General features: G+C 63.8%; 14 protein-coding genes. 5 read left to right on the top strand and 9 right to left on the bottom strand.

Translation table 11 applies throughout. The features are described 5' to 3' along the window. Nucleotides 1-39: 39 nt before the first annotated feature. The 4 genes from AC1RWL_RS06740 to AC1RWL_RS06725 are packed head-to-tail and all read right to left on the bottom strand — an operon-like array spanning nucleotide 40 to nucleotide 3923. Nucleotides 40-1074, bottom strand: a complete 1035-nt coding sequence (locus AC1RWL_RS06740; protein WP_435265677.1) for an extracellular solute-binding protein — start codon at nucleotides 1072-1074, stop codon at nucleotides 40-42. A 17-nt stretch (nucleotides 1075-1091) separates the two neighbouring features. After that, nucleotides 1092-1904, bottom strand: a complete 813-nt coding sequence (locus tag AC1RWL_RS06735) for an ABC transporter permease (RefSeq protein ID WP_256116523.1) — start codon at nucleotides 1902-1904, stop codon at nucleotides 1092-1094. Beyond that, nucleotides 1897-2823: an ABC transporter permease gene (locus tag AC1RWL_RS06730; protein WP_256116525.1), complete on the bottom strand. Its 927-nt coding sequence runs from the start codon at nucleotides 2821-2823 to the stop codon at nucleotides 1897-1899. The genes AC1RWL_RS06735 and AC1RWL_RS06730 overlap by 8 nt, the downstream gene beginning before the upstream one ends. A gap of 2 nt (nucleotides 2824-2825) precedes the next feature. Continuing rightward, nucleotides 2826-3923, bottom strand: coding sequence for an ABC transporter ATP-binding protein (locus tag AC1RWL_RS06725; protein ID WP_493093988.1), 1098 nt, complete (start codon nucleotides 3921-3923; stop codon nucleotides 2826-2828). 255 nt (nucleotides 3924-4178) lie between these two features. On the opposite strand from AC1RWL_RS06725, the gene AC1RWL_RS06720 reads away from it, so the two are divergent. Together AC1RWL_RS06720 and AC1RWL_RS06715 are read left to right on the top strand one after the other, a co-directional pair. After that, on the top strand, nucleotides 4179-4865 hold the full coding sequence (locus AC1RWL_RS06720) for a GntR family transcriptional regulator (protein ID WP_256116526.1): 687 nt from the start codon (nucleotides 4179-4181) through the stop codon (nucleotides 4863-4865). A 99-nt stretch (nucleotides 4866-4964) separates the two neighbouring features. Continuing rightward, entirely contained in the window at nucleotides 4965-5126 is a 162-nt protein-coding gene (locus tag AC1RWL_RS06715) for a hypothetical protein (RefSeq protein ID WP_256116527.1), read from the top strand. 4 nt (nucleotides 5127-5130) lie between these two features. Here the strand turns inward: AC1RWL_RS06715 and AC1RWL_RS06710 are convergent, their stop codons facing one another. The 5 genes from AC1RWL_RS06710 to AC1RWL_RS06690 all read right to left on the bottom strand — a co-directional run bounded on the left by AC1RWL_RS06710 (nucleotide 5131) and on the right by AC1RWL_RS06690 (nucleotide 10115). Then, nucleotides 5131-5865, bottom strand: coding sequence for an ABC transporter ATP-binding protein (locus tag AC1RWL_RS06710; RefSeq protein ID WP_493093987.1), 735 nt, complete (start codon nucleotides 5863-5865; stop codon nucleotides 5131-5133). Beyond that, nucleotides 5862-6680, bottom strand: coding sequence for an ABC transporter ATP-binding protein (locus AC1RWL_RS06705; protein WP_493093986.1), 819 nt, complete (start codon nucleotides 6678-6680; stop codon nucleotides 5862-5864). The genes AC1RWL_RS06710 and AC1RWL_RS06705 overlap by 4 nt, the downstream gene beginning before the upstream one ends. Beyond that, a complete protein-coding gene (gene livM / locus AC1RWL_RS06700) occupies nucleotides 6677-7984 on the bottom strand; it encodes a high-affinity branched-chain amino acid ABC transporter permease LivM (RefSeq protein ID WP_493093985.1) in 1308 nt (435 codons plus the stop codon). Before livM ends, AC1RWL_RS06705 begins: the two co-directional genes overlap by 4 nt. A gap of 14 nt (nucleotides 7985-7998) precedes the next feature. Continuing rightward, nucleotides 7999-8916, bottom strand: a complete 918-nt coding sequence (locus AC1RWL_RS06695) for an ABC transporter permease subunit (RefSeq protein ID WP_439615673.1) — start codon at nucleotides 8914-8916, stop codon at nucleotides 7999-8001. 77 nt (nucleotides 8917-8993) lie between these two features. Next, nucleotides 8994-10115, bottom strand: a complete 1122-nt coding sequence (locus tag AC1RWL_RS06690) for an ABC transporter substrate-binding protein (protein ID WP_493093984.1) — start codon at nucleotides 10113-10115, stop codon at nucleotides 8994-8996. Nucleotides 10116-10409: 294 nt separating this feature from the next. Here AC1RWL_RS06690 and AC1RWL_RS06685 point away from each other — a divergent pair, with 294 nt between their 5' ends. The 3 genes from AC1RWL_RS06685 to AC1RWL_RS06675 are packed head-to-tail and all read left to right on the top strand — an operon-like array spanning nucleotide 10410 to nucleotide 15372. Then, nucleotides 10410-12494, top strand: coding sequence for a hydantoinase/oxoprolinase family protein (locus AC1RWL_RS06685; RefSeq protein ID WP_493093983.1), 2085 nt, complete (start codon nucleotides 10410-10412; stop codon nucleotides 12492-12494). An 11-nt stretch (nucleotides 12495-12505) separates the two neighbouring features. Then, on the top strand, nucleotides 12506-14164 hold the full coding sequence (locus AC1RWL_RS06680; RefSeq protein ID WP_493093982.1) for a hydantoinase B/oxoprolinase family protein: 1659 nt from the start codon (nucleotides 12506-12508) through the stop codon (nucleotides 14162-14164). Beyond that, nucleotides 14161-15372: a pyridoxal phosphate-dependent aminotransferase gene (locus AC1RWL_RS06675; RefSeq protein WP_493093981.1), complete on the top strand. Its 1212-nt coding sequence runs from the start codon at nucleotides 14161-14163 to the stop codon at nucleotides 15370-15372. The genes AC1RWL_RS06680 and AC1RWL_RS06675 overlap by 4 nt, the downstream gene beginning before the upstream one ends. The last annotated feature ends 4 nt before the right edge of the window (nucleotides 15373-15376 follow it).

Below are 15376 nucleotides of genomic sequence, written 5' to 3'. Positions count from 1 at the left end.
CCGCGTAGGGCAGTCCTCATTTGTTTCGGCCGGGGCCGCTTACTTCTGCAGTTCGGTCCAGAGCTTGGTGTAGAGCTCCTGCACTTCCGGCGCGCAAGCGAGGTTGAACTTGCCTGCGGCCTTCAGTTCGGCCGGAATGTTGATTTCCGGCGCATCCTTCATGTCTGCCGGCATGAAGGGCTCCGAGCCCTTGATGCCATTGGCGTAGCGCGCGAAGGTCGAGATCATCGCCGCATTTTCCGGATCCATGATGAAGTTCAGGAAAAGCTTGGCGTTGTCGACGTTCTTGGCATCCTTGAGGATCGCGGCATTGTCCATCCAGACCGGATAGCCTTCCTTCGGATAGCCGTAGACGACGTCCGGATTCTGCAGACGGGCGCGGAACGAGGCGCCGTTCCAGTTCACGCCGGCGGCAAGGTCGACCTTCGAATATTTCTCGATATTGCCGTAGTCCATCGAGATCCACTTCGGCTTGGCGGCCGTGAGGATGTCGCGCGCCTTCTTGAGGACCGTGAGATCACCCGTGCAGGGCTCGCCGCCCGCATAGGTCACGACCATGTGCATGACGTCGGACATTTCCGGCACGACATTGACCTTGCCGACGAGTTCGGCCGGCGGATCGAGGAAGATGGCGGACGTGTTGATGTCGCCCTTGTAGATCGACTTGTTGACGGTCACGCCCGTGGTGCCCCACAGCCACGGAACCGTATAATGGCGACCCGTGTCAAACGGCACGTCAACCCACTGCGGATCGACGTTCTTGAAATTCTCCATCTGGTCGGGGCGCGATTCGAGCAGCAGGCCTTCCGAAATCCAGATCGGCACGACGCTCGCCGACGGCACGACGATGTCGAAGCCGTGGCCGCCCTGGCGGATCTTGGCAAGCGCCGTATCGTTCGAATCGTAGTCAGTGACGGTGACCTTGACCTTGTAGGCCTCTTCGAACTTCTTGATCATTTCGGGGCTGGTATAGTTGCCCCAGTTGAAGATGTTGAGTTCACCCTCGGCATGCGCGATGGCGGTGGAGGCCATCATGCCGGCCGCGAGTGCGATCAATCCCAGTTTCATTTTCATTGGCTGTTCTCCTTTGTCTATTCGTTGTTTTTGTTGGGGTTCCGGCTGAGGAAGAAGAAGACGGTGACGATTGCGAGCGACAGCACGAGGAAGGCTGTCGAGATCGCGTTCATCTCCGGCGTCACGACACGGCGCAACTGACCCAGCATGTAGGTCGGCAACGTATCCTGTCCACCGGACTTGACGAACTCGGTGATGACGACGTCGTCGAGCGAGATCACGAAGGCCAGCATCAGGCCGGCGAGAATGCCCGGCCAGAGCAACGGCAGCGTGACATAGCGGAAGGTCTGGAAGGACGAGGCGTAGAGGTCGGATGCCGCCCGTTCCAGCGAGAGGTCCATGCTTTCGAGCCGCGCGCGGATCGGCATGTAGGCGAAGGGAATGCAGAAGGCCGCATGCGCGACGATGAGGTAGCCGAGGCCGGAATAGCCGGTCCACACCTTGATGCGCGAGAAGAGGATCAGGAGCGCCACCGCAGTGACGATTTCCGGCACCAGCAGCGGCATGTTGATGATGGAATATTTGAAGGTGAGGCCGCGATAGGGCGCGGTGCGCGTGGTGGCGATGGCGGCGAGCGTCGCGCAGGCCGTGGCGATGACGGCCGCGACCGCTGCGATGCGCAGCGACCGCCAGGAGGCCTCCATCACCTGCTGGTTGTTCCAGGCGCTTTCGAACCAGCGCAGCGAAAAGCCTTCCCAGGTGGCGATCGAGGTGCCCGAATTGAAGGAATAGACGACGAGCGTGGCGATTGGCAGGTAGAGCAGGAAGAAGCACAGCATCGCGATCGTTGCGAAACCCGGCTGCCGTTTGATCGAGAAGGACTTAGCCATGGGCGCTGCCTCCGCTCTTGGATGCATTGCGCACGTAGTAGAGCATCGCAAACAGCACGATGATGACGAGCGTGACGGAGAGCGCCGCGCCGAGCGGCCAGTTCCGCCCCTGGCCGAATTGCAGTTCGATCAGGTTGCCGAGCATCAGGTTCTTGCCGCCGCCGAGAACGCGCGGCACGACATAGGCCGAGAGCGCCGGCACGAAGACCAGGATAGAGCCGGCGATGATGCCGGGTTTGACCAGCGGGATGACGATGCGCCACAGGACGCCGAAGCGGGAGGCGTAGAGGTCGTAGCCCGCCTCGATCAGCCGGAAATCCAGCTTTTCCAGGCTGGCATAAAGCGGCAGCACCATCAGCGGCAGGTAGACATAGGTCATGCCGAGCATGATGGCGAAGTCGGTGAACATCATCTGGATCGGCGACGAGATGAGACCGATCGACATCAGGAAGGAATTGACGATGCCCTCGCTGCGGATCACCTCCTGGATGGCGAAGGTGCGGATGAGCATGTTCGTCCAGAACGGAATGGTGATCAGGAACAGCCAGAGCGAGCGGTTGTGCGGCGCGCGCGTCGCGATGAAATAGGCCGTCGGGAAGCCGAAGATCAGGCAGAGCACGGTGGTGGCGAAGGCAAGCTTCACGCTGCGCCAGAAGATCAGGAAATGCGCGTCGGCGAGCGAAACGGTCTCGTCGAAAATATCGCGCGTGAAGAGCACGTTGAACCAGCCCTCCGAGGAGAATTCCAGCTTCACGTCGCCATAGCTGCCCGGCGCGAGGAAGGAATAGAACACCACGATGAGAAGGGGGCCGACCCCTGCGGCGAGGATCAGAACCAGGGCGGGCGCGCTGAGCAGCCAGCGATCCCGGACGTCCTTCTTCTGTCTCTGTTCGCCGACGTCCTGAGCACTGTCCGTCATCTCTAGTCCCTCAGGATCTGTGCGACGTCATCATTGATGGCGACGCTGATGCGTTCGCCAACGGAGAAGCCGCACGGGGCGCTGTTGGCGTTCTGCTGGCGCACGGTGAAGGTCTTTCCGTCGTCGATCGTGACGTGGAAATGGTTGTCCGTGCCGAGATAGACGATGGTGTGGATCGCGCCTTCCAGCACGCCGGAGCCTGGCGGGCCGAGGCGGGCGTGTTCGGGGCGGATGACGATGGTGACATTGCCCTGCGGCGTGACGCCTTCCGGATAGGTGGCGGAGATTTCCGCGCCGGAAGAGAGCCGCACGCGGGCCTTGTCGCCGGAAACCGAAACGACGTCGGCCTCCAGGAAGTTCGTCTCACCGATGAAGTCGGCGACGAAGCGTTCGGACGGGCGGTCGTAGATGTCCCAGGGTGAGCCGATCTGGCGCACCGTGCCCGTCGACATGACGGCGATGCGGTCGGACATGGTGAGCGCTTCTTCCTGGTCGTGGGTGACGAAGACGAAGGTGATGCCGGTTTCGGTCTGGAGCCGTTTCAGTTCCACCTGCATGGACTTGCGCAGCTTGAGATCGAGGGCGGAGAGCGGTTCGTCGAGCAGCAGCACCTTCGGTCGCGGTGCAAGGGCGCGGGCAAGCGCCACGCGCTGCTGCTGGCCGCCGGAAAGCTGGGTGACAGGGTTGTTGCCGCGCCCGTCGAGATGCACGAGCTTCAGCATGTCGCCCACGACCGAGTCGATTTCCGACTTCGGCTTGCCCAGCATCTTCAGGCCGAAACCGATGTTTTCGGCCACCGTCAGGTGCGGGAAGAGCGCGTAGTTCTGGAAGACCGTGTTGACCGGCCGCTGGTTCGGCAGCAGGCGGGAAATGTCCGTGCCGTCGAGCAGGACCTGCCCTTCGGTGGGCAGTTCGAAACCGGCGATCATGCGGAGGAGGGTGGTCTTTCCGCAGCCGGACGGGCCGAGAAGGGTGAAGAATTCATTCGAGCGGATTTCCAGCGAGACGTCGTTGACGGCCTGGAAGTTGCCGAACCATTTCTTGATGCCATGCATGCCAATGGCGCCGCCATGGGCACCGGTCGTTCGGGTCTCAGTCATCGGTTCCCCGTTTTTCGGCAGGCGTGTCCCGAGCTTTGCCCGATCCGCCGGCTGTCCTCTCGTCCGGCCGCTAATCACGGCTCTTATGTGATAGGCTTGTCTTGCTTATGATCACAACAAACCATAATTTGATCAAATCTGTAAAGGGCCATTTTGTGCTTTGGGAATTTATCCGCCCTGCGTGCAAAGATCACGGAATTCAGCCCTGAGACGAAAGACGGCATAGGCCGGGTCTGCAGACGGGAGGATTTGAGCATGTTGGTTGCAGCCAGTCGAGAGACTTCCGAATCGGCCAAGCAGTGGGTCTACCGCGTGCTCAGGCGGGGCATCATGACGGGCCAGTTCGAGCCGGGTGACCCGGTCACCATCAACGGCCTTGCCGAGACGCTCGGCGTCAGCGCGATGCCGGTGCGCGAGGCCTTGCACCGCCTCGTCGCCGATGGCGCGCTGGAGCTTCTCGACAACCGCCGGGTGCGCGTGCCGGACCTCGATCCGCAGCGTTTCGAAGAGGTGCTGGAGGCTCGGGTGGCGCTGGAAACCCGGGCTGCCGAGCGCGCCATGCCCTTTATCGACGAGACACGGCTCGCCCGCATGCGGGCCTTCGACAAGCAGGCTGACCAGGCGCTGGCGGAGGGCGCTTTCGGGCGGCTGGTGGAGGCAAATTTCGATTTCCACCGCTGCCTCTACGAGGCGCGGCCGGGCACCGTGCTGCTGCCGCTGATCGAATCCCTCTGGCTGCGCCTCGGCCCCTTCATGCGCCGGGCGGGCGAGACTTTGTCGGAGACCTACCAGGTCGACCGGCACGCCGAGGCGCTCGTGGCAATCGTCAAGCAGGATGCGGAAGCCCTGAAGGCCGCCATCGCCGCCGATATCCGCGACGGCGCCGGTCTTCTCGGGCGCAGCCATTTCGAACGCATCGCCGCGCTCGGGAAAACGGCCTGACGGAAAGACGGGAACTTTTGCTCTCAGGCGCTTGCCGGTCGGGGTCAATCGCCGGTAAATCTCTGCGCGATTTGTTCTGCCCGTGCGTCGGAGGCCGCCTTGAACGACAACAATGTTCTGAAATTCGAACGCCGGAAGCCGGAACCCGAGAACAAGCCCAAGGCGCCGGGACCGAAAAAGGGCCTCATCTGGCTCGCGGTCATCGCCGTGATCGCGCTCGTCTGGGCCTATTACCAGTTCCTCGCGCCGCAGGCTCTCTGAGCCCTCAATGCAGGCCGAGATAGGCCTTGCGCACCTCGGCATTGTCGAGCAGCGCGGCGCTTTCACCGGAGAGGTGGATCCGGCCGTTGACCATCACATAGGCGCGCTGCGAGAGTTTCAGCGCATGATTGGCGTTCTGCTCGACGAGGAAGATCGTCTTGCCCATGGCGGCGATCTCCGCCAGCACCTCGAAGACCCGCTTGACGACGAGGGGTGCCAGACCCAGCGACGGCTCGTCGAAGAGGATCAGTTCCGGCCGCGCCATCATGGCGCGGGCGATCGCCAGCATCTGCTGCTCGCCGCCCGACATGGTGCCGGCCGTCTGGCTGCGGCGCTCCTTGAGGCGCGGGAAGAGCTCGAACATCTGCGCTCGATCCTCCTCGAAATGCCCCATGCCGATGGGCGTCGTGCCCATCATCAGGTTCTCCTCCACGGTCATGTCCTGGAAGATCTGCCGGCCTTCCGGCACCAGCGCGATGCCGCGCCGCGAAATGCGGTTCGTCCGCAGGCTTGAAATGTCCTCGCCACGATGCAGGATGCGGCCGGACGAGGTGCGCGGCGCACCGAAAATGGTGGCGAGCAGCGTCGTCTTGCCGGCGCCGTTGGCGCCGATCAGGCTGACGATCTCGCCCTTCGAGATCTGCACGTCGACCGCTTTCAGCGCCTCGACAGGCCCGTAATGGGCATGCACGCCTTCGAATTGCAGCAGCGGGCCGGCGGTGGTTTCTGTCGTGCTCATGCCGTCACCACTTCCTCGCTGACGCCGAGATAGGCGGCGATCACCGCCGGGTCGTTGGCGACGCTGTCCGGCGTGCCGTCGGATATGACCTCGCCGTGATCAAGCACGACGATATGGTCGGCGATGCGCATGACGAGGCCCATGTCGTGTTCGATGACGAGCACGGATAGATCGCGTTCGGCGCAGAGCCGCTGGATGACCTCGGAGAGTTCCCGCGTCTCCGACGGGTTGAGGCCTGCGGCCGGTTCGTCCAGGCAGATCAGCGCCGGCGAGGTGCACATGGCCCGCGCGATCTCCAGCCGGCGCTGGCGGCCATAGGGCAGTTCGCCGGCAAGGCGGTTGGCGTCGCTGGCGAGGTTCATCTGGGACAGCCAGAAATAGGCGCGGTCGACCGCTTCGGTCTCGGCGGCGCGGTAGGCGCGGGTGCGGAAGACGCCGCTCAGCAGGTTGTTGCGGGTGGCGAGATGCTGGGCGACCAGCAGGTTTTCCACCACCGACATTTCCTTGAACAGCCGGATGTTCTGGAAGGTGCGGGCGATGCCGGCGCGGGTGACGAGGTGCGAGCCGCCGGTAATCGGCCGCGTCATCAACTGGCCGATATCCTGCGCGCCGTTGCGGCCGTTGAGCAGGATGCGGCCTTCGCTGGCGCGGTAGAAGCCGGTGATGCAGTTGAAGATCGTCGTCTTGCCGGCGCCGTTCGGGCCGATCAGCGCGGTGATGGCGCCCCTCTCGGCGGCGAAGCTGACATCACGATTGGCGACGATGCCGCCGAAGCGCATGGTTACGTTCTGCACTTCCAGAATAGGCGCTTTCATCGTCCGGCCTCCGTCTGCGGCTCAAGACGGAGCGCGATGCCCGCCTCGCTGTGGCTGGAGGGGAAGAAGGCGGGGCGGGTGAGGCGCACCAGGCCGCGGGGCTTCCAGATCATCATCACCACCATGAGGATGCCGAAGACCAGCACGCGGTACTCGGCGAAATCGCGCAGCAGTTCCGGCAGGATGGTCAGCACGATCGCGGCGAGGACGACGCCGACCGTGGAGCCGAGGCCGCCGAGCACGACGATGGCGAGGATGAGGGCGGATTCGAAGAAGGTGAAGGATGTCGGGTTCACGAAGCCCTGGTGGACCGCGAAGAACACGCCGGCAATGCCGCCCGTCGAGGCGCCGAGCATGAAGGCGGAAAGTTTCGTGAAGACGTGGTTCACGCCGAGCGAGCGACAGGCGATCTCGTCTTCGCGCAACGCTTCCCACATACGCCCGAGCGGCATGACGCGCAGCCGGTGCACCGCGTAGATGACCGCGCAGACGACGAGGAACAGCACGACATAGATGAACCAGAACTTGTAGTCGCCGCTATAGCTGATGCCGAGAAATTCATGGATCGGCACGCCGCCCTGCTTGGCCGTGCGGGTGAATTCCAGGCCGAAAAGGGTGGGGGCGGGCACGGGCGCGCCGTTCGGCCCGCCGGTGAATTCCAGCCAGTTGTTCAGCACCAGGCGGATGATCTCGCCGAAGCCGAGCGTGACGATGGCGAGATAGTCGCCATGCATCTTCAAGACCGGGAAGGCGAGGACCATGCCGAAAAGCCCTGCGAGGAACGGCGCGATGACCAGCGCGCTCCAGAAGCCGATGCCGAGATACTGATAGCCGAGCGCCAAAAGATAGGCGCCGACCGCATAGAAGGCGACGAAGCCGAGATCGAGCAGGCCGGCAAGGCCGACGACGATATTGAGGCCGAGGCCGAGCAGGCAATAGATCAGCGCGAGGATCGCGATGCCGAGGAAATATTTGTCGGCAAAGAAGGGCAGCGCGAGCCCGGCGAGGAAGAGCACGGCGAGCGGCAGGACGGGCGAGCGTTCCTGCCCGGTATTGACGGTGACGCCGGAATTGCTGCTCGTGAGCCGGCCGCGCAGGCGTTTTCCGAATTCGCTCATGCCGGCAAGCGAGACGAGCAGGCGGCCGGCCGTGATGATGGCGGCGAGCGTCACCGCGCGGCCGAGTTCGTTGCGAAAGCCGAACCCGTCGAGCACCAGACCGGAGATCGGCCCGAACAGGATGAGCGAGATGACGAAGGTGAGGACGGCTTCCTTGAGAAGGGAGGCGAGGCGGTTGTTCTGCATGGTTTTTCCTCCCGTCAGACCTTCTGCACTTCCGCCCGGCCGAGCAGGCCGTAGGGGCGGAAGAACAGGAGGATGATGAGGAGCGAAAAGGCGAAGACGTCCTTGTAGTCGGTGCTGACATAACCGGCGAACAGCGCCTCCGTCAGCCCGAGCAGGATGCCGCCGAGCACGGCGCCCGGAAGCGAGCCGATGCCGCCGAGCACGGCCGCGGTGAACGCCTTGATGCCCATGACGAAGCCGATGAAGAAGTTGAACGAGCCGTAGTTGAAGGTCACCAGCGTGCCGCCGACGGCGGCCGTCGCCGCGCCGATGACGAAGACGGAGGAGATGATCCGGTCCGTATTGACGCCGAGGATGGCGGAAATCTGCCGGTTCTGCTGGGTGGCGCGGCATTCGCGGCCGATGCGCGTGTAGTTGATCACATAGGTGAGGATGCCCATGGCGACCAGCGCTGCAATCAGGATCACCGTCTGCATATAGGTGATCTGCACGAAATGCTGGCCCTCGCCGAAGCGGAAGGCGCCTTGGATGAGGATCGGCACGCCCTGGTCGCGCGCGCCCTGCGAGATCTGCACATAGCTCTGCAGCATCAGCGATATGCCGATCGCCGAGATCAGCGGCGCGAGCTTGGTGGAGCCCCGAAGCGGCCGGTAGGCCACCCGCTCGATCGCCCAGCCGTAGATGCCGGTGATGACGCAGGTGATGATGAGGATCGAGATCAGCGCGAAAGGCACGGACTGGAAGCCGAAGAAATGCAGCACGGCGAGCGTGATCGCGGCGATATAGGCGGAGACCATGTAGACATCGCCATGGGCGAAGTTGATCATGCGGATGACCCCGTAGACCATGGTGTATCCGACGGCGATGAGGCCGTAGATCGTGCCGAGCGTCACGCCGTTGACGAGCTGCTGCGCCAAGATGAACGCGTCCATGGCGAACCCCTTTATGGATTGTTCTGGCAATCGGAGGCCGGCTGAAGGCGGGCTTCAGCCGGCCGGCTCGAAGGAGCTTAGTTGCTCGGAACCGGGGTGCCCGCGTCGTCGAAGGCGTAGAAGACGAACTTGAAGTCCTTCACGTCGCCCTTGTCGTTCCAGGCGAGATCGCCGACCGCCGACTTGACGGAGTTGCTGCGAAGCCAGGCGATCTGGTCCTCGACGGAGCCTTCCTTGGTGCCCTGGACGGCCGCGACGATGGTCTGCGCGCTGGCATAGCCGAAGAGCGTGTAATTGTCGGGCGCGATGTTCGCCTTCTTCAGCGCTGCCTGCGCGTCCGCCGTCGCCGGGTCTTCGAGCGGATTGGCGGCGGAGGAGTAATAGACGTTCTTCAGGTTCTGCGCGCCGCCGGCGGCGGTGACGATTTCGGTCTGGGCGAGCGCATCGCCGCTGACGAACTTCACGTCGAGGCCCTGTTCGTGGATCTGGCGGATGAGGGGGCCGGCTTCCGGAATGAGGCCGCCGAAATAGACGGCGGTGGCGCCGGCGCTCTTGATCTTGGTGACCAGCGCATTGAAGTCGCGCTCGCCGCGCGTCAGGCCCTCATAGAGCACCGGCTCGACGCCGCGCTCTTCCAGCGTCTTCTTCAAGGCATCGACGAGGCCCTGGCCATAGGTGTCCTTGTCGTGGATCAGCGCGATCTTGTCGAGCTTCAGCGTATCGAGAATGAAGGCGCCTGCGACCACCGCCTGCTGGTCGTCGCGTCCGCAGGTGCGGAACATGGTGTCGAAGCCGCGATCGGTGACGATCGGGTTGGTCGAGGACGGCGTGACGGTCAGGATGCCGTTGTCGTTGTAGATCTCCGAGGCCGGGATCGTGCTCGACGAGCAGAAATGGCCGACGACGGCCTGCACCTTGTCCTGGTCGACGAAGCGGTTGGCGACGGCGACGGCCTGTTTCGGCTCGCAGGCATCGTCGCCCTTCACGAGCTCGATCTGCTTGCCGTCAATGCCGCCGGCGGCGTTGACCTCGTTCACATAGGCCGAGACGCCGGTCCAGACCTGTTCGCCGAAGGTGGCGTTGGCGCCGGTCATCGGGCCGGCGACGCCGATCTTGATGGTGTCGGCAGCAAGCGCCGGAATGAGAAACAGCGAAGATGCGATCGCGGTGGCCGCGAAGAATGTCGAGAAACGAGTCATGAAAGGCTTCCCTCTGGTTAAGCCGTTGATCTTCCTTGATGCGACGCGCGTTCAATCGGCGTTCTGGTTCTTTTTTCCCGCCCGCCGCGGCTCTTCCGGCCGGGTTGGTGGCAAACGGTCTCTGTCGTGATTGCGACGCTTCCCCTGTCGCAATCCGTCGGTATTTCAAGTTGACACATGTATGATAAGTGATATATCCAAAATCCGTCAAGCAGAAATCTTGCATCGCTGCGCTAGCCGTGGAAACTGGTGCTCAAAGGTCAAAGCGACAGGGAATCGAGTGTGGGGAACGACATGGTGAACAACGCACAGCGGAACTGCCGCGTCGGGGTGGATATCGGCGGCACCTTCACGGACATCGCCCTCGATGTGGATGGCACGCTCCATTCGACGAAGGTGCTGACCGACTACACCGCGCCGGAGCGGGCGATCCTGAAGGGCGTCGCTGCCGTCGCCGAACTTGCCGGCATCGCGCTCTCGGAAATCGGCCTGCTGATCCACGGCACGACGCTTGCCACCAATGCGCTGATCGAGCGGCGCGGCGCCAAGACCGCTTTCGTCACCACCGAGGGTTTTCGCGACACGCTGGAAATGCGCACGGAAAACCGCTTCGAGCAGTACGATCTCAACATCACCCTGCCGCCCGCACTGATCGCCCGTGCCGACCGCTTTACCGTGCGCGAGCGTATGAACGCCGCCGGCAAGGTGCTGCTGGCGCTGGACAATACCTCCGTCGAGGCCGTCGTCTCGGCCATCGCGGCAGGCGGCTATGAAAGCGTCGCCATCGGCTTCATCCACGCCTATGCCAACGGCGCGCACGAGGCCGCCGTGCGCGACGCCATCGTGAAGCGCCTGCCGCATGTCTCCGTGTCGATTTCGTCGGAAGTTTCGCCGCAGATGCGGGAATTCGAGCGTTTCAACACGGTCTGCGCCAATGCCTATGTGAAGCCCGCGATCAAGTCCTATCTCGACCGTCTCGTCGTCTCGCTGAAGCAGATCGGCGTCGGATGTCCGGTCTTCATGATCCATTCCGGCGGCGGCATCGTCTCGGTGGAAAGCGCCTCGGAGTTTCCGGTGCGCCTCGTCGAATCCGGTCCCGCGGGCGGCGCGATCTTCGCCGCCGATATCGCCCGGCGCCACGGTCTCGATACGGTGCTCTCCTTCGACATGGGCGGCACGACGGCCAAGATCTGCCTGATCGAGAACCAGGTGCCGAAGACGGCCAAGACCTTCGAGGTCGCCCGCACCTATCGCTTCCGCAAAGGCTCAGGCATGCCGATCTCCATTCCGGTGGTCGAGATGGTGGAAATCGGTGCCGGCGGCGGCTCCATCGCCGGCGTCGATGCCATGCGCCAGATCCGCGTCGGCCCGCATTCCGCGGCCTCCGAACCAGGCCCGGCCTGTTACCAGCGCGGCGGCAAGAGCCCGACCGTCACCGATGCCGACCTCATTCTCGGCAAGCTCGATCCTGACAATTTCGCCGGTGGCGCCATTCCGCTTTCCGTCGAGGCGAGCCGCCAGGCGATGGCCGACGATATCGGCGCGGTGATCGGCCTCGATCCGGATGGCGCCGCCTACGGCACCTGCGAAATGGTGGACGAGAACATGGCCAATGCCGGCCGCGTCCACACGGTCGAAAACGGCAAGAACATCGCCGATTTCACCATGATCACCTTCGGCGGCGCCGGCCCGCTGCATGCCGCAAGGCTCTGCGAGAAGATGGGCATCTCCACCTTCCTCGTACCGGCCGGTGCCGGCGTCGGTTCGGCCATCGGTTTCCTCCGCGCGCCCTTCGGTTATGAATCGGTGCGCAGCGCCGTCTTCAATCTCTCTGACTTCGATTTTGCCGCTGCCAATCAGCTGCTGGACAGCATGAAGGCCGAGGCGACCGGTTTTGTGGAAGGCGGGCTCGATGCCGGCGCACCGGTGATCGAACGCACGCTCTTCATGCGCTATGCGGGGCAGGGCTGGGACATTCCCGTGGCACTCGCCGCCGATCGCTTCGATGCTCAGAGCGCGGAAAAGCTCGTGGAGCTGTTCGAAGCCGATTATGCCCGCTTCTTCGGCCGCGCCATCGAGGGGCTGGACATCGAGATCGTCAGCTGGTCCGTGAAGGCCAGTTCGCCGCTGCCGCCGGTGGAGCGGGTTGCCGCTGTCGATGAGGGCAGCCTCATCACGCCGGCAAAGACCCGCCGCCTGTTCGAAGCCGCGCAAGGTGCCTTCCTCGATGCCGGCATTCATGAGCGTGACGACCTGAAGCCCGGCGATGTCGTCAAAGGCCCCGCCATCGTCGTCGAGCGCGAGACCTCCACCATGCTCACCGCCGCCTTCAAGGCCATCGTGCAGAACGATGGCTGCCTGCGCGTCACCCGGCTGTAAGGAACGAACCGATGAACCAGTCGATGATCGATATCCATATGCAGGTCATGTGGAACCGCCTGATCTCCGTCGTGGAGGAACAGGCCCAGACGCTGATCCGCACCGCCTTTTCCACCTCCGTGCGCGAGGCGGGCGACCTCTCTGCCGGGGTCTTCGACCTCGAAGGCCGCATGCTGGCGCAGGCCGTCACCGGCACGCCAGGCCATGTCAACGCCATGGCCGAATCCGTCGCCCATTTCATCCGCGATATCGGCCCGGAAAACATCTTTGAAGGCGACGTCTACATCACCAACGACCCATGGAAGGGCACCGGCCATCTGCACGACATCACCGTCGTCACGCCCTCCTTCCATCATGGCAAGCTGGTCGGCTATTTCGCTTCCACCGCCCATGTGGTCGATATCGGCGGGCGCGGCTTCGGGCCGGATGCGCGCGAGGTCTATGAAGAAGGCCTCTTCATCCCGATCATGAAGTTCTTCGAGCGCGGCGAACTGAACCGCACGCTCATCCACATCGTGCGCAACAATGTGCGGGAGAACGACAAGGTGGTCGGCGATTTCCATGCGCTCGCCGCCTGCAACGAGACCGGCCACCGCCGGCTTATCGACATGCTGACGGAATTCAACCTCGAAGACCTGTCGATGATCGGTGGCTTCATCCTGAAGCACAGCCGCGAGGCGACGCTGGAGCGGCTGAAGAACCTGCCGCACGGAAGCTGGTCCTACAGCCTCGATCTCGATGGTTACGACGAGCCGGTCCATCTCGCGGCAAAACTCACCATCGGCCCGGAGGGCGTGCTGGTCGATTTCGACGGCACCTCGGGCATGAGCAAGTTCGGCATCAACGTGCCGCTCGTCTATGCCAAGGCCTATGCCTGCTACGGCATCAAATGCGTGGTCGCACCGGAAATCCCCAACAACGCCGCCTCGCTCGCGCCCTTCGACGTCGCAGCGCCCGAAGGCTGCATCCTCAACGCCAAGCGCCCGGCTCCCGTCGCCGTGCGCCATGTGCTCGGCCATTTCGTGCCGGATCTCGTGCTCGGCGCGCTGCACCAGGCGCTGCCCGGCCAAGTGCCGGCGGAGGGTGCCAGCGCGCTCTGGAACCTGCATATGAGCGTGCGCCCCCTCTCCGACCAGATCGGCGGCAAGGGGGCGGAAATCCTGATGTTCAATTCCGGCGGCTCCGGTGCGCGTGCCTCGCTGGATGGGCTGAACGCCACCGCCTTCCCGAGCGGCGTGCACACCATGCCGATCGAGGCGACGGAGAATGTCGGCCCGGTCATCGTCTGGCGCAAGGAACTGCGCGAAGGTTCCGGCGGTGCTGGTGCCCAGCGCGGCGGTCTCGGCCAGATGATCGAGATCGAAGCGGCCGAAGGGTTTTCGTTCCGCTTCTCCGCCATGTTCGACCGCCTGAACCATCCGGCCCGCGGCCGCGACGGTGGCCTCGACGGCGCGCCCGGCGGCGTGGCGCTCGATGACGGCACGGCGCTGAAGGGCAAGGGCCTGCAATTCGTGCCGGAAGGTCGTCGCCTTGTGCTGTCGCTGCCGGGTGGCGGCGGTTACGGCGATCCGGTCGCGCGCCCTGCGGAAGCCGTCGCGCATGACGTCAGGCATGGTTACATCACAGAGGAGCAGGCCGCGCTTTATGGCAAGGCGGGAGGCAAGGCATGAACATGATCGCGTTTGAAAGTCTTCGGGCATCCACCATCAAATCCTCGCCCTCCATGGCTGTTTCCATGGCGGCGAAGGCCATGCGGGCGAAGGGTGAGCAGGTGATCGACCTGTCGCTCGGTGAGCCGGATTTCGACACTCCCGCCCATATCGTGGACGCCGCGGTGGATGCGATGAAGCGCGGCATCACCCGCTACACCGCGCCGGACGGCCTGCCGGAACTGCGCGAGGCGATCGTCCGGAAATTCAAACGAGAGAACGGCCTCGACTATGCCATGGACGAGATTTCCATCGGCAATGGTGCCAAGCAGATCCTGTTCAATACCTTCCTCGGCACGCTGGAGCCCGGCGACGAGGTGGTCGTACCGGCGCCTTACTGGGTGTCCTACACCGACATCGTCATCCTGCATGGCGGCTTGCCCGTCATCGTGCCCTGCGGTGTCGAGCAGGCCTTCAAGATCACGCCCGAACGGCTGGAAGCGGCAATCACGCCGAAGACCCGCTGGTTCCTGTTCAACTCGCCCTCCAACCCGACGGGCGCGATCTACACCGCCGCCGAGCTGAAGGCGCTGGGCGAGGTTCTGGCCCGCCACCCCCGCGTCGCCATCATGTCGGACGAGATCTACGAGCACATTGTCTGCGCCGACGTGCCCTTCACCTCCTTCGCCAATGCCTGCCCGGAGCTTCGCGACCGCACGCTGCTCATCAACGGCGTCTCCAAGGCCTATGCCATGACGGGCTGGCGGCTCGGTTATGCGGCGGGGCCGAAGGCCCTGACGAAGGTGCTGAACAAGATGCAATCGCAGAGCACGACCTGCCCCTCGTCGATCACGCAGGTCGCCGCCGCGGCGGCGCTGAACGGCCCGCAGGATTTCGTGACGACGGCTGTCGCGGAATACAAGGCGCGCGGCGAGCTGGTGACGCGCGGCTTCCGCGCCATTCCAGGGCTTGAGGTGCGCGCGCCGGAAGGTGCCTTCTACCTCTTCCCGAAATGCGCCGCCCATATCGGCAAGACCGCGCCGGATGGCACCGTGATCGAGAACGACACAGCGCTTGCCGCCTACCTGCTGACGGAAGGCAAGGTCGCGACCGTGCCGGGCGCCGCCTTCGGCGTCGAGCCCTATATCCGCCTGTCCTTCGCCACATCGCGCGACAATCTCACCCTGGCCATCGCGCGCATCGCCGATGCCTTGGCCCGGCTTCGCTAACGAG

This window comes from Shinella sp. GW821-FHT10F02 (assembly GCF_058809275.1).
The sequence above is the reverse complement of the archived record's forward strand: the minus strand, read 5'-3'. Positions and strand labels throughout refer to the sequence as shown.

What these genes read in the sequence shown, in the direction of transcription:
- livM (WP_493093985.1), bottom strand. Translation starts at nt 7,984, where the DNA reads ATGCAGAACAACCGCCTCGCCTCCCTTCTCAAGGAAGCCGTCCTCACC.
- AC1RWL_RS06735 (WP_256116523.1), bottom strand. Translation starts at nt 1,904, where the DNA reads ATGGCTAAGTCCTTCTCGATCAAACGGCAGCCGGGTTTCGCAACGATC.
- AC1RWL_RS06720 (WP_256116526.1), top strand. Translation starts at nt 4,179, where the DNA reads ATGTTGGTTGCAGCCAGTCGAGAGACTTCCGAATCGGCCAAGCAGTGG.
- AC1RWL_RS06680 (WP_493093982.1), top strand. Translation starts at nt 12,506, where the DNA reads ATGAACCAGTCGATGATCGATATCCATATGCAGGTCATGTGGAACCGC.
- AC1RWL_RS06675 (WP_493093981.1), top strand. Translation starts at nt 14,161, where the DNA reads ATGAACATGATCGCGTTTGAAAGTCTTCGGGCATCCACCATCAAATCC.
- AC1RWL_RS06730 (WP_256116525.1), bottom strand. Translation starts at nt 2,823, where the DNA reads ATGACGGACAGTGCTCAGGACGTCGGCGAACAGAGACAGAAGAAGGAC.
- AC1RWL_RS06685 (WP_493093983.1), top strand. Translation starts at nt 10,410, where the DNA reads ATGGTGAACAACGCACAGCGGAACTGCCGCGTCGGGGTGGATATCGGC.
- AC1RWL_RS06740 (WP_435265677.1), bottom strand. Translation starts at nt 1,074, where the DNA reads ATGAAAATGAAACTGGGATTGATCGCACTCGCGGCCGGCATGATGGCC.
- AC1RWL_RS06695 (WP_439615673.1), bottom strand. Translation starts at nt 8,916, where the DNA reads ATGGACGCGTTCATCTTGGCGCAGCAGCTCGTCAACGGCGTGACGCTC.
- AC1RWL_RS06690 (WP_493093984.1), bottom strand. Translation starts at nt 10,115, where the DNA reads ATGACTCGTTTCTCGACATTCTTCGCGGCCACCGCGATCGCATCTTCG.
- AC1RWL_RS06705 (WP_493093986.1), bottom strand. Translation starts at nt 6,680, where the DNA reads ATGAAAGCGCCTATTCTGGAAGTGCAGAACGTAACCATGCGCTTCGGC.
- AC1RWL_RS06725 (WP_493093988.1), bottom strand. Translation starts at nt 3,923, where the DNA reads ATGACTGAGACCCGAACGACCGGTGCCCATGGCGGCGCCATTGGCATG.
- AC1RWL_RS06710 (WP_493093987.1), bottom strand. Translation starts at nt 5,865, where the DNA reads ATGAGCACGACAGAAACCACCGCCGGCCCGCTGCTGCAATTCGAAGGC.